The organism is Mesobacillus maritimus, assembly GCF_019749255.1.
Taxonomy (GTDB): domain Bacteria; phylum Bacillota; class Bacilli; order Bacillales; family Cytobacillaceae; genus Mesobacillus_B; species Mesobacillus_B maritimus_A.
Map to the genome: position 1 here is coordinate 137,341 of NZ_JACWFH010000036.1, position 12,964 is coordinate 150,304.

The window sequence follows — 12,964 nt, forward strand, 5'->3', positions numbered from 1 at the left end:
CATAGGGTTCATGATTGGTAGTCGGAAACTCTATGCATGTCAATATAGGTTGAGCATTAGGAGAATCTATATAAAATAAATTTATATGATTTACTATTCATAGTCAACTTTTGGTGTTAGTTAAACCTGAGAAAATTTGGTTATAGAAATCTATTAAAAATAGAGGATGAATAGCATGTTTGATAAGACCGATCAATTAGGCGTTAATTCTTTACGAATGTTAAGTATAGAAGCTATAAACAATGCAAATTCGGGGCATCCGGGATTGCCAATGGGCGCAGCGCCAATGGCCTATACGTTATGGACAAGACATTTAAACGTAAATCCGAAAAATTCTAAATGGGTGAATCGTGATCGCTTTGTGTTATCTGCTGGCCACGGTTCTTCTTTGCTTTATAGTTTATTACATTTAGCAGGATATGATGTGACGATTGAAGACCTAAAGAACTTCCGCCAAATCAATAGTCGTACTCCAGGTCATCCGGAAGTTGGTGAAACGGATGGTGTTGAAGCAACGACAGGTCCATTAGGGCAAGGATTCGCCAATGCAGTAGGAATGGCTATGGCAGAAGCCCATTTGAGTGCGACTTATAACAAAGAGGGGTACAACCTTGTTGACCACTATACATACACGTTGTGTGGTGATGGAGATTTAATGGAGGGAGTTTCTGCAGAAGCCGCCTCTTTAGCAGGGCACTTAAAACTAGGGAAATTAATCGCTTTGTATGATTCTAACGATATCTCTTTAGATGGTCCCACTTCAATGACTTTTACAGAAGATGTTGCTGGTCGGTTTGAAGCCTATGGATGGCAATATATTTTAGTGAAAGATGGTAATGATTTACATGCAATCTCAAAAGCAATTAAACTGGCTCAAATGGAAAAGAATAAGCCAACGCTGATTGAAGTGAAAACGGTCATCGGTTACGGTGCGCCAAACCAAGGTACAAATAAAGTGCATGGAGCTCCACTAGGAGAAGCAAATACCGCCATTACAAAAGATGCTTATAATTGGGATTACCCTCCATTTACCGTTCCATTAGAAGTGACAGACCGTTTTAAGGAAGCCGTGATGGAGCGAGGGGAAAAGATTGAAGCAGAATGGAAGGCTTCGTTTGCTAAGTATAGAGTAGCCTTTCCTGAATTAGCTCAACAATTTGAGGATGCCTTTAATGGTGACTTACCAGAAAACTGGGACAATATCTTGCCGAAATATACAATTGAGGACGCACCAGCTGCTACTCGTAAAACTAGTGAAGCGACTATTCAAGCAATCGGGGCGAGATTGCCTCACTTCTGGGGTGGTTCAGCTGATTTAAGTTCCTCTAATAATACAATACTTAAATCAGAAAAAGATTTTACCCTAGAATCCTATGACGGGCGCAATATTTGGTTTGGTGTTCGTGAGTTTGCTATGGGGACGATCCTCAATGGCATTATTTTACATGGAGGTACACTCCCGTATATTGGCACTTTCTTCGTATTCTCGGATTACTTACGGGCAGCCATACGTGTAGCTGCTATCTCTAGGTTACCTGGTATTTACGTTTTTACTCATGACTCGATTGGTGTTGGAGAAGATGGTCCTACTCATGAGCCTATAGAACAATTAGATTCCTATCGGGCAATGCCAAATGTAAACGTGATTCGACCAGCTGATGGGAATGAAGTCTCACAAGCTTGGAAATTAGCAATAGAATCAAAAGAAACACCGTCACTATTAGTATTGAGTCGTCAAAACCTCCCCATTCTAGAAGGCACTTTGGAAAAAGCCCCAGATGGTGTTGGAAAAGGTGCATATGTTTTATCTCCATCAAAAGCTGAAGTACCAGATGGCATTTTGATGGCTAGTGGATCCGAAGTGAAGCTAGCAATCGATGTACAAGCAAGATTAGCTGTAGATGGCATTCATGTTTCAGTCTTATCCGTGCCAAGTTTAGATCTTTTTGAACTACAAGATGCAGAATATAAAGAATCTGTTCTACCAAGTAGTGTTCGTAACCGTGTTTCGATTGAAATGGGATCAAGCCTAGGGTGGGGCAAATATACTGGGTTAGACGGCATTAACATTGGGATTGATACATTTGGGGCCTCCGGGAAAGGTGAGTTAGTGATAGAGCAATATGGTTTTACGGTAAATCATGTTGTCAAAAAATATAAAGAAGCATTTATATCAAACTTTGTAGAGGTTAACTAGAAATTTTTTGTTAAGTAAATAAATGTTTTTATATTATGAATATTTAAGAAAAAGGTGGTATGAATAGGTGGAGCAAAAACAATACAAGATAATAGCCGACCAAGGAATACATGCACGACCTGCAACCGTTATAGTACAACATGCAAGTAAGTATGATTCTACTATTAATCTCGAATATAAAGGGAAATCCGTTAATCTAAAATCGATTATGGGTGTTATGGCATTAGGAATTGGCTTTGGGGCTGAAGTGAAAATTAGTGCAGACGGTCCTGATGAGCAAGAGGCCTTGCATGGATTACAGAATCTGTTGTATACAGAGGGATTAGCAGAAGCATAAGGAGTTTGTTTATAATCTATTGTTTATAACGAACATTGCCAGTCACTGTTCGCACAGAATACGAGATTATCTAATCATAAAAGGGCCGGATTCAATTAGGAACCGGCTTTTCCTATGGGACATGGAGAACAGTCCCCATGACCTTTAACGGACGTGGTATACATAACGCTTGAACAAATTGGTAAAGATTGTGTAAGACAAGACTAGGTGCTTCTTCATCAAACGGAGTGATTTGCGCGATGAAGTGTTTACAAACAAAATCCCCAACAATGTGTGTGGGATATGTTAATATCTATAAGCACCTTCGCATGTATTTGCTACTGTTCATAATAACAATGTTGTTTATATTGTCCTGAAAATGGTTGACCGTACCATGTAGGAGGACATGCAGCATATGGATTAAAATACCAAAGAGCATACATAGAGGGGTGTTGTCTCCAAAACTTTACAACTTTTTGCGCCAATTTTCTCTCTATTTCTCTTGCAGGATCATAAAAGGCAAATAGTGCCTGGCACTGTTCGCCTGGAATTCTGTTCCTAAAAGTGATTTTACAAGGAATCTATTTGGTGGCAATTTGCTAAGAATACTCGGTTCGGTAAGTGTCACCACCATTTGGGCGATTTCAATGTATGCTCTATATGTTTACTTAGGTGCGGCTCTTTATTCCGAAAATAGATTCTCATCATCAGAAATTGCATTAGCTGTTACTTTTTACGGTATCGGTGCTGTATTAGGAAGTCTTATAAGTGGACAATTCACAGATAGGTTTGAGAAAGTAAGATTTCGAAAGCTATGCTAATTTTTTTGACTTTAATACTCGTTTGTTTAGGTATATTCTTCTCATCTGGTGATTGGATTTATTTCTTTTTATTCATATGGGCTTTGGTTGGATATGCAGGATTTACATCATACCAAGCACGGTTAGCAGTCGAATATCCAAAGGAACGAGGAATTGTTATGGCGTGGAATAATACGGCTCTGTATATTGGTATTACCATTGGTTCAGTGATTGGTGGTTATGTCATATCTAATTGGGGATACGCTTTCCTTCCGTATTTTTGTAGCATTGCGGCAATCATTAGTTTTGTCCTTAGTATCCAAAAGGTCCAAGAAACAAAAATAGAATCAGCTTTTTCAGCAGATACATGACCTCAGAATGAGGTCTTTTTTGTTGAACTAACGGGGGCAAATAGTGAAAAGGCAGCGGAGTTATCCCTTGCCTATTGCCATCCAATCTAAAAGTATTTTCTATAAAACTCCCTTCTAAGGCTTCCACTTAACTGAGCATAAATCCTTGTAGTCTCGCTTTTTTCGTGTCCTAATAAACTTTGAATAACATCAATGGGAGCTCCGTTGTTCAAAAGGTGTGTGGCATAGCGGTTGCGTAGTTGGTGGAATAATTCGTACCCTTTAGTTTAAGTGAAATATTTCACAATATATTTTTTACAGAAATACTAAATTTCCACATTTTAACACCGATAAATTTCTAGAGTAAATCAAAGGAGACGATTTGACCAATTATACTGTGCTTGGAAAGGGTGACAAATTGTAGAATAGATGAAATTGTTTTAATGTCTGAGGAGAGAATCCTTCAATCCTTTTGTCCGGTTCATCAGTCGTCAATGACTGAATATCCACATCGTTAACGGAGAGAGAAATTGAACATTTAAGGGAAGCCTTAAAGTATACCTTTCTATAAGGTGGTAAAGATGAATGGGGAACCTACAAGAAGTAACACCAGTCAGAAAAATAGGAAAAGTATAATAGAAATGGTAAATAAAAATAATACTAACTTTGTGATTTGTTATTATTCTTCCTCTAAATACTGAATCCTCATAAGTAATTTTTTTCGATTAGCAAATGTATATTCAATTTCTTCTACTATTCGTGTGTTCTTATAACAACTTCAAATCCATACTTTTCCATGAGGTTGTATCATTGTATTCGGTTAGGGAATATTAATCCTACTTTCAATCCCATTGTTACTTGGAAACATTATTCAGCAACTCTACTATCCTGCTGATGTGCAAAAGCCACAGCACAAACTGTAGTCATTTGAAGAAAAAAGATGTATAATCATATTGTTAAATTTGTACCTATAAATTTAATATGTATTTATAAATATTTTAATGATTATACCACGGAGGTTTAACATGAAGTTTCCACATGACTTTTTATTCGGAGCAGCTTCTGCTTCTTATCAAGTAGAAGGTGCTTGGAATGAGGATGGAAAAGGTATTACGAATTGGGATGTGTTTTCTAAGATTCCTGGAAAAACATTTAAAGGCACAAATGGAGATGTAGCAATCGACCATTATCACCGATACAAAGAAGATATTAAATTAATGGCTGAAATGGGCCTTGAATCTTACAGGTTTTCAGTTTCATGGGCACGTATTTTGCCAACAGGTGACGGGGAGGTAAATGAAAAGGGATTGGAGTTTTACAATAGTCTCATTAATGAATGCTTAAAATATGGAATCGTACCCTTTGTAACCCTGTATCACTGGGATTTGCCACAGACATTAGAGCAAGATGGAGGTTGGACAAATAGGAGAACAGCGGATGCATTTATTAAGTATGCAGAGATTTGTTTCCGTGCTTTTGGTGATCGCGTTAAACATTGGATTACATTCAATGAAACTGTGATGTTCTGCGGATTAGGCTATTTAAAAGGAGCACATCCACCAGGGATTCAAAACGATGAGAAAAAATATTTCCAAGCGACACATTATGTTTTTTATGCGCATGCAAAAGCTGTGGAAATTTATAAGCAATTAAATCATTATGGAGAAATCGGTATTACTCATGTGTTCCTACCTGCATACAGTGTTGACGATAAGGAAGAGAATATTATTGCTGCTCAACATGCAAATGAATATGAAACTTTCTGGTATTATGATCCTATATTAAAAGGAGAATATCCTTCTTACGTATTAGAGCAATTAGAAGAAAAAGGCTGGACACCGAATTGGACAGAAGAAGAACTTGATACACTGGAGAGAAATGCTTCCAAAAACGATTTTATTGGTCTTAATTACTATCAACCGATTCGTGTTGAAAAAATAAATGATGCTGTTTCTGCTATTGAGCACTCAAGAGAAACATCTACACTAGCACCTGGCAACCCCTCGTTTGATGCATTTTATCGTACGGTAAAAATGGAAGATAAAACGTATACGAAGTGGGGTTGGGAGATCTCACCTCAAGGATTTTTAGAAGGTCTTCACATGCTAAAAGAACGTTATGGTGATATTAAAATGTATGTAACCGAAAATGGACTTGGCGATGAAGATCCTATAATTGAAGGAGAAATTGTGGATGTCCCTCGTATTAAATATATAGAAAAGCATTTAAAAGTGGTAAAGCAAGCGATTAAAGAAGGTATTCATTTAAAAGGATATTACGCCTGGTCTGTTATCGATTTATTAAGCTGGTTAAATGGGTNNATTAAGCTGGTTAAATGGTTATAAGAAACAGTACGGGTTTATTTATGTTGATCACAAGGACAATTTGAAACGAAAGAAAAAACTGTCGTTCTATTGGTATAAACAGATCATTGAAACCAGAGGAGAAGAGCTATAAGAAAGAGAAACAACCTCTTGATTTTCATCAAGAGGTTTTGTGTATAATAGGGGAATAAGAATGAAGGACAAATAGGGAGATACTATGGCTGTAAAATATAAAGAAATAGCTGACCAACTTGAATTGGATATCCGTGATGGGAAATTTGATAGAACAAAGAAATTGCCAACAGAAGATGAACTAATGAAAACGTTCGAAGTGAGCCGGAATACGGTACGAAAAGCTATTACTCAGCTTGTAAATCGAGGCTATATTTATCAGGTACAGGGTAGCGGTATGTTCCTACGGGACAAATCAGTAACGGATTATATTAATTTAGGAAGTCTTAGAGGGTTAACAAAAGATCTGACTTCGAAGACTATAGAAACAAAAATCTTGAACTTACGTGTTATAGAAGCAGATGAAGAAAAAGCAGCGCGATTGAGATGTCAAAAAGGTTCAAAGTTATATTTTTGTAAGAGACTTCGAGAAGTGGACGGGGAACCTTTTTCCATTGAGGTAAGTTATTTTAATAAAGAAATTGTTCCTTATTTAAATGAAGACATTGCGAGAACTTCAATATATAGTTACCTAATTGATGATTTAAAGCTCCAAATTAGTTTTGCTGACAAAATAGTTAACTGTGAAAAGATTGATGAAGATAGTGCAAAATTGTTGAATGTAAAACCGGGAGACCCTACATTAATTATTGAGAATACAGTATGTTTAGCTAACGGCACCGTTTTTGAGTTATCACAATCGATCTTTCATTATCAAAAAGCAAAGATATTAAACAGGATCAATTTTAAATAAGAGATATAGAATATAAAACGACTCCCTAACAATTAAAATTAAAACGCATATTTCTTTCAAAGCGATTTAGTTTAGTAATTATATTAAATTGGGGTCATGTTCCATAGTAAAGAGGAAAGAGCTCCCACTACGTTACAAGCAAATAATATATAAGTTGTTAAACAATTTGCAACAGTATCTCTTGTTGATGCTTTGACTACCTTTAAAATTGATAACATAGGACGGAGTCTTTAAGGATATAAACTAATATTCGTAAATACCAATGAAGACTATTATTGATTGAAACTAAAACGTCTTAACCCGTTGTTATCACTGGGTTAAGACGGAAGTACAAATTGTTTCACTAAATGGAAGACTTGTTGTGTTTGACCAAACTATTTTTTATCCAGGTGGCGGTGGACGACCTTGTGATAAAGGGTTCATTAAGCAAGGTGAGGAAATCTACGAAGTAGTAAACATCAAAAAAAGAGACGGTGAAATCATTCATGAACTAGACCGTCAATTGCATGACAAACAACAAGCCATTATTATGCAGATTGACTGGTCATGGCGCGTTCAAAAAATGCGTTATTACACGTTATTGCATGTGATTGCCGTTATTTGTATCAACATGACAATGCTTTAGCTAAAAGTAGTCAAATTGAAAAGGATCACGCGAGATTAGAGTTAGCTTTTTCTCCTGAAATCATTGAAAAATCCCATTGGATCAGCCTCATAATATTCACACGAAACCCATGAGTAGAAGAGAAGCAGAGCAAAAAGAAGAAACCATTAATACGATTATTAACTTACTTCCAGCTACTCTTAACGAAAATAGAATCGTTCAAATTCAGAGCAAGCATGTGGGGGGACTCATCTTAACAATACAGCTGAAATTGGCTACTTTTCCATTATTAAAATCCAAAACAAGGGTGCTACGAAAAAAAGGTTGTAAATTCAGGTTCTCTAACGTCTATTTTAAATGTATCCTGATGTTGTAGTTTGTGAAGTAATATACTTAAAGTAACGGGTGCGTTAATCCAAGAAGGATTAATGCTTTTTTTATTAAGTTTATTGAACTTAGTGAAGTAGCAGGTTAGTTGAAGAAAATGATGTGGGTGTGCCTATTGACATTTTAATCCATTTAATTATAATTTAAGTAATTAAGTAAATACTTAAATGTGTAAATGGAGGAAAAACGGTTGTCGATCAACGAATTATTTAAAGCTCTTTCTGATGAAAATAGAAGGAAAATATTAGACCTTTTACGGAAGGGGGATTTGACTTCTGGAGAAATTGCCGAGAATTTTGAAATAAGTAAAGCTGGAATTTCTCAACACCTATCAGTTTTAAAGAACGCTGAATTAGTATATGCCATAAAAAAGGGGCAGTATGTTTATTACTCTTTAAATTCAACCGTTTTTCAGGATGTGTTGAAATGGATTGTTCAGTTTAATTCAAGAAAGGGAGATGAATAATGATAAAAAAAATATGCATTAGTTTCCTTATTTTCTTGTCTTTTGCCATTAGTCTTTTGTTGTTTTTCTCAAATACAGCAACTGAAGAATCTAAATATGGGGCAACTGAAGTACTATTATTTAGTATCCCACTCGCCATGTGTTTAGTGAACAGTAATTTAATTATTATTCCAAAACTCTTATCATTTCAAAACTCCTATGCTCGATATAAAAAAGGAATTGAAAGCGTTCTCCTTTCCGTTACTTTAATTCTATTTCTACTTCATATTGGTTTAATTCTATTGGGAATAGGTATAGAAGTTAGCCTTTTATACTTAGTACCTGTTAGCGTAGGGATTGTTCTTATCACCACAGCTAATACTCTTCCAAGGTTTCAATTGGATTTAAATCCTAAGGAACAACCAAAAAATTCTAATCAACTATGGAATATTGTAATTCGTCCATTTTCTTTCCCTTTGTTCATAGGTGGTCTCATAATGTTCCTTTGTTTGTTTCTTCCCGGTAATCTGATGATGATTGGTTTCTTCTCTATTCTTCTTTGTACATTACTTGCATCTTTTTATATGTCGTATAGAGCATATCAATCACATTGAATCAGTTTTAAATTTGGAGGGAGTATCTTTGAACAAAGAACAGATTTGCCCAGAATGCGGATCAAAAGAGTTTAAAATGGGGGAGTTTAAAGGATATGGTTCATTGTTTAAGAAAAATGCAATGATAAAAAGTTCAGAAGTTGATGCTTATTTCTGTGTAAATTGTGGTTGTATAGTAACTCTAAAAGTAAGAAACCCAGAAAAGTTTTTATAACGTATTGCTTGTTAAACAAACGGGGGTATTCCTTCAATACGGGATGCCCATTGCAGCAACCATTGGTGTTGCTACGTTAACTTACATTGATTGAAAATAAATGATGAAAGTCAAGCACCGTCCTTTCTCAACATTTTGTAATAGGGGAATGACAGAAAACAATCTTGATGAAAAAATTGTAACGTTTTATCTTCTTTTGTAGAAAACAACCAAATAGTAAATTAATCATGCTAAAGTGAACAAAACAAATCTGAGGAGGAAGGGTATGCAGGATATTGTTAGTTTTGGTTGGGGCTTAAATATCATTCTAATGATTTGTTTTGTTATAGCACTATTGGTACTAATGAGAAAACCGAAAGAATACCGAAAAAAGACCAAGAAGAAAATGTGAAGCAATAATGTCCTTGAACAAACGGGGGCATTAGGAACAGAGCTCTAGGCTGTCGTTGAGGCAGCTTTTTCTTATTGGACGAACGGAGTAGGTTCGTTGGTTTATCTTCTGGCTTAGCAATAGCGTTTACTTCTCCTTAGAAAGAACGATAATTTATATAAAATGTGATTAAAAAATTGAGATTGTGAACTATAAATGATCGGGGTAGAGATTTAATGAATATCAATTCTTATAATATTGTCGTGCATGTTGTCAATTTAATCCTATTGGGAGCTATCGGTTTTCTCGCGTTTTTCTCTGTAGTAAATATTAGCCCAGCCCAAGACCCCATCTCTGACCTATTTAAATTCGGTCTAATCGTTTTACTGCTCGTCATGTGGGCAGTTAATTACTGGTTCCAATATAAGAAACAAAAATGGATTCTACCAATAGCAGGAACCATCCTATACATCGCCATCGCTTTGTTTGTCATGGGGGTTGTTATGCAATTCCTACGCTCATTGTTTATTAAATAAACTCGCAGCCATGCCGCATGTTTGGGCACAATCGGATATGGATGTACAGTTGTAACACTCTGATTTATGTAGATATAATTAGGTATTGTGAGCAAATGAACCTAAAGTTTATTGGTTAAAAAAGGAATATCACCTATCTTGAAGAATTTCTGAAAGGAGCATAAGAATGAAATACCATGTTATTGAAAGAAATGCATTTCAGGTTGTAGGGTTGAAAAAAGTTTTTCAATGTGACGGAGAAGTAGGGCCCTCTAGTGAGATTCAACAACTTTGGGGAGAAGTTAGTCAGGATGGAACGATTGATCAATTGATGCCATTGGTTTCGGGTGAAATCACTGGATTAATTGGCATGACAGTGGATTACAGTAATGAAAGAAATGAACTAGAATACTGGATTGCAGTAGAAGGGAAAGGGAATATAACGGAACATTTCTCTACCTTTGATGTACCGGCTGCAAAATGGGTCGTATTCGATGTTGTGGGTCCGTATGCAAGCGCCATTCCTGCAACGTGGAGGAAAATTTATTCAGAATGGTTCCCGTTCAACGATTTTGTGCATAGTGGTGGTCCATCACTCGAGGTGCACAAAAGCCACGATCCCAACTGTCGCAATGCTCAATCTGAAATCTGGGTTCCTGTTAAATAAATATGGTATTTGATAAGCGTGGAAATCCCATAAAGTGTAAAATAACCATATAGAAATTGAACTAATGGGGAATTTAGCAACAACGTTCTAAATAGAAGAGATGGAATGAAGAACCAAAATAGTAATTATAGAAGTGGATGGTTTGCATGACAAATACATCAATAACAATCCTCACTATGAAACGTAAATTTGATGTTCCAGCAGAAAAAGTGTTTGATGCTTGGACAAACGTAGAAAAGCTTAAAAAATGGATGTTCACCATGGAACATACGAATAAAGTGGCAGAGAGTGATCCTCGTGTCGGCGGAACATGGGAAATTGTAGATCATCGCGATGGGAAAGATTACAGAGCATTTGAGAATACAAAGTGGTGGAACCACCAACAAAACTCGTTTTCACATTCAAGATGCTTCAATTTAGTGAATTAGAAGACGACATTACAGTGGAGATCCACCCGATTGAATCAGGATGTGAAATGATTTTCACACAAGCAATTCACGTTACCATGAAGAAGGTTGGACTAAAGAGGATATTGAAAAAGCACATGAAGAGTGGAAAAAAGAGACCGAACAAGGTTGGTATTATATGTTCCTAGGGTTGAAGGAATTAGTCGAGACAGGAAAAATTACATATCCATCCTTTTAATCTAAATTAAGGAACGGAGTCCTTTTTAGTTATATAGCTAGAATGTTTTCCTACTAAGACAAACGAATAAATTCTCTTAAACAAACGAATGTAAGCGTGAAAGAACGGAGCTGCCATTTTGGCGGCTTTTCTTATGGAACGAACGAAGCACGATTGTCCCTTAAGAAAGGAATATCGCAGATTCTATTGAAATGAAAAGGATGACAAATAAGGTTTTACAATTTCAAAAAGATTAAATAGAATACTATACGAGGTGTTTATATATGAATAAGTTTGGAGCAAACTATTTAATTACAATGGACGATATAGTCAGGGAAGGTTCTGCAATCTTAAGGAAGAAAACCGAACCAGTTACCCTTCCTGTTTCAAGTGAAGATAAAGAAGCTTTGCAATGCATGCTACAATATTTAAAAAATAGCCAGGATCCAGTTATTTCAAAAAAATATAAACTTCGACCTGGAGTGGGGTTATCAGCAAATCAAATTGGGATTGATAAACGTATGTTTGCAGCATTATTTGAGGATAAACAAGAATGTATGTTCATTAACCCTAAAATTATTAGCCATTCTATTAATATGGTTTATTTACCTGAAGGAGAAGGTTGTCTTTCAGTTGATAGGGACATTAAGGGATTTGTACCAAGATATGAAAGAATTAAAGTAAAAGCGTATGACATCAATGGACAGGAAAAGATTTTTAGATTTAAAGGGTATCATTCCATCGTTATTCAGCACGAAATCGATCATTTAAATGGCATTATGTTTTATGACAGGATCAATAAAGAAAATCCATTTAAACTTCCAGACAATGTTGCAATTGAGAGTTTGTATTAAATTAAATATAGTTTTTTGACAAGATGAACTCGTAGATTTATTCCATTATAATAGTGCAATTCATAAAGAAGGTGGTCAATAAGATCACCTTCTTCTTATGGGTTGGAAACCTAAGGATTGTAAACCAAACAATTGGCAATTTCTAAGATCATAAATACTTATCAATTGCTAATTAGTCTTTTCATGCCTATATGTAAGATTAAACCCATCATACTCCAGATATTTAAAATAACACCTACTATTAGCAGGGACCACTCTACAATCTCCGGAGAAATTGTTGTTAAAGCAATTGTTGTGATACTACAACCTATCATTAACATGGCAAATAACAAAGGTAAGTTCTTTATCAATTGAGTCACCTCCTATTTCTATATAAATATAATTATTGGATTATAACATATTCTGCTATTTTTTTCGATAAACAATGAAGCTTACAAAACAAGCTTCATATAGAAATGGTCTCCATTTTAAAAGTGATTATTTTTCATATGCCAATAGAATTATTATTTGTAATATATTTCTATTGAATCAATGGGAGGTAAAATGGTATTCTTACTTAGCTGTTTTAGAAAGCAGTGCAATATCATGCTTCGAAAATACTTTTTTAATAAAGTGTTGACGAGTTGCTGATTGTGATGTATATTAAATATCCGCTGTTAAAAACAGCAGCCACTCAATTTATTAATTATATCAAAATAATATTTTACTTGATTTAATGAGTTGAATATGATATATTAATAAATGTCGCTTCTGAGCGA

15 protein-coding genes and 4 pseudogenes are annotated in these 12,964 nt (G+C 35.5%); 17 read left to right on the plus strand and 2 right to left on the minus strand.

The window, feature by feature from the left end:
- Positions 1-175 precede the first annotated feature (175 nt).
- Positions 176-2,197, plus strand: coding sequence for a transketolase (gene tkt, locus H0185_RS22335; RefSeq protein ID WP_221875710.1), 2,022 nt, complete (start codon positions 176-178; stop codon positions 2,195-2,197).
- A gap of 67 nt (positions 2,198-2,264) precedes the next feature.
- Positions 2,265-2,534 (plus strand): phosphocarrier protein HPr, encoded by a 270-nt coding sequence (locus tag H0185_RS22340; protein WP_221875711.1) that lies wholly within the window; start codon positions 2,265-2,267, stop codon positions 2,532-2,534.
- 285 nt (positions 2,535-2,819) lie between these two features.
- On the opposite strand, the pseudogene H0185_RS22345 reads toward H0185_RS22340, so the two are convergent.
- Positions 2,820-3,031: pseudogene (locus H0185_RS22345) on the minus strand (cell wall hydrolase); the annotation flags it as partial.
- A gap of 78 nt (positions 3,032-3,109) precedes the next feature.
- Here H0185_RS22345 and H0185_RS24145 point away from each other — a divergent pair.
- Positions 3,110-3,334 carry a hypothetical protein gene (locus tag H0185_RS24145; RefSeq protein ID WP_246629367.1) on the plus strand — a complete coding sequence of 75 codons (225 nt, stop codon included), beginning with the start codon at positions 3,110-3,112 and terminating at the stop codon, positions 3,332-3,334.
- Positions 3,328-3,684 carry an MFS transporter gene (locus H0185_RS24150; RefSeq protein WP_246629368.1) on the plus strand — a complete coding sequence of 119 codons (357 nt, stop codon included), beginning with the start codon at positions 3,328-3,330 and terminating at the stop codon, positions 3,682-3,684. Before H0185_RS24145 ends, H0185_RS24150 begins: the two co-directional genes overlap by 7 nt.
- Before the next feature lie 86 nt (positions 3,685-3,770).
- Here the strand turns inward: H0185_RS24150 and H0185_RS22355 are convergent.
- A pseudogene (locus H0185_RS22355) lies at positions 3,771-3,929 on the minus strand (tyrosine-type recombinase/integrase); the annotation flags it as partial.
- Positions 3,930-4,688: 759 nt separating this feature from the next.
- Between H0185_RS22355 and H0185_RS22360 the strand changes: the two are divergent.
- The 13 genes and pseudogenes from H0185_RS22360 to def form a co-directional block, all read left to right on the plus strand.
- Positions 4,689-5,982: glycoside hydrolase family 1 protein (locus H0185_RS22360; RefSeq protein ID WP_246629369.1), on the plus strand; the 1,294-nt coding region annotated here is incomplete at its 3' end.
- 2 nt (positions 5,983-5,984) lie between these two features.
- Positions 5,985-6,120 (plus strand): annotated as a pseudogene (locus H0185_RS24155) (family 1 glycosylhydrolase); the annotation flags it as partial.
- Between the two features lie 84 nt (positions 6,121-6,204).
- On the plus strand, positions 6,205-6,912 hold the full coding sequence (locus H0185_RS22365) for a GntR family transcriptional regulator (protein WP_221875712.1): 708 nt from the start codon (positions 6,205-6,207) through the stop codon (positions 6,910-6,912).
- 334 nt (positions 6,913-7,246) lie between these two features.
- Positions 7,247-7,537: an alanine--tRNA ligase-related protein gene (locus tag H0185_RS22370; protein ID WP_343223202.1), complete on the plus strand. Its 291-nt coding sequence runs from the start codon at positions 7,247-7,249 to the stop codon at positions 7,535-7,537.
- A 216-nt stretch (positions 7,538-7,753) separates the two neighbouring features.
- Positions 7,754-7,846: pseudogene (locus H0185_RS24585) on the plus strand (alanyl-tRNA editing protein); the annotation flags it as partial.
- 247 nt (positions 7,847-8,093) lie between these two features.
- Positions 8,094-8,369: an autorepressor SdpR family transcription factor gene (locus H0185_RS22380; RefSeq protein ID WP_246629370.1), complete on the plus strand. Its 276-nt coding sequence runs from the start codon at positions 8,094-8,096 to the stop codon at positions 8,367-8,369.
- Positions 8,369-8,962 (plus strand): SdpI family protein, encoded by a 594-nt coding sequence (locus tag H0185_RS22385; protein ID WP_221875714.1) that lies wholly within the window; start codon positions 8,369-8,371, stop codon positions 8,960-8,962. Before H0185_RS22380 ends, H0185_RS22385 begins: the two co-directional genes overlap by 1 nt.
- Before the next feature lie 28 nt (positions 8,963-8,990).
- Positions 8,991-9,176, plus strand: a complete 186-nt coding sequence (locus H0185_RS22390) for a hypothetical protein (RefSeq protein ID WP_221875731.1) — start codon at positions 8,991-8,993, stop codon at positions 9,174-9,176.
- Positions 9,177-9,441: 265 nt separating this feature from the next.
- Positions 9,442-9,567, plus strand: coding sequence for a hypothetical protein (locus tag H0185_RS24395; protein WP_281427669.1), 126 nt, complete (start codon positions 9,442-9,444; stop codon positions 9,565-9,567).
- A gap of 215 nt (positions 9,568-9,782) precedes the next feature.
- Positions 9,783-10,082, plus strand: coding sequence for a hypothetical protein (locus H0185_RS22395; RefSeq protein ID WP_221875715.1), 300 nt, complete (start codon positions 9,783-9,785; stop codon positions 10,080-10,082).
- Positions 10,083-10,248: 166 nt separating this feature from the next.
- Positions 10,249-10,728: a GyrI-like domain-containing protein gene (locus tag H0185_RS22400; protein WP_221875716.1), complete on the plus strand. Its 480-nt coding sequence runs from the start codon at positions 10,249-10,251 to the stop codon at positions 10,726-10,728.
- A 146-nt stretch (positions 10,729-10,874) separates the two neighbouring features.
- Entirely contained in the window at positions 10,875-11,156 is a 282-nt protein-coding gene (locus tag H0185_RS24550) for an SRPBCC family protein (protein WP_343223200.1), read from the plus strand.
- A gap of 480 nt (positions 11,157-11,636) precedes the next feature.
- Positions 11,637-12,206, plus strand: coding sequence for a peptide deformylase (gene def, locus H0185_RS22410; RefSeq protein WP_221875717.1), 570 nt, complete (start codon positions 11,637-11,639; stop codon positions 12,204-12,206).
- Positions 12,207-12,964: the final 758 nt, after the last annotated feature.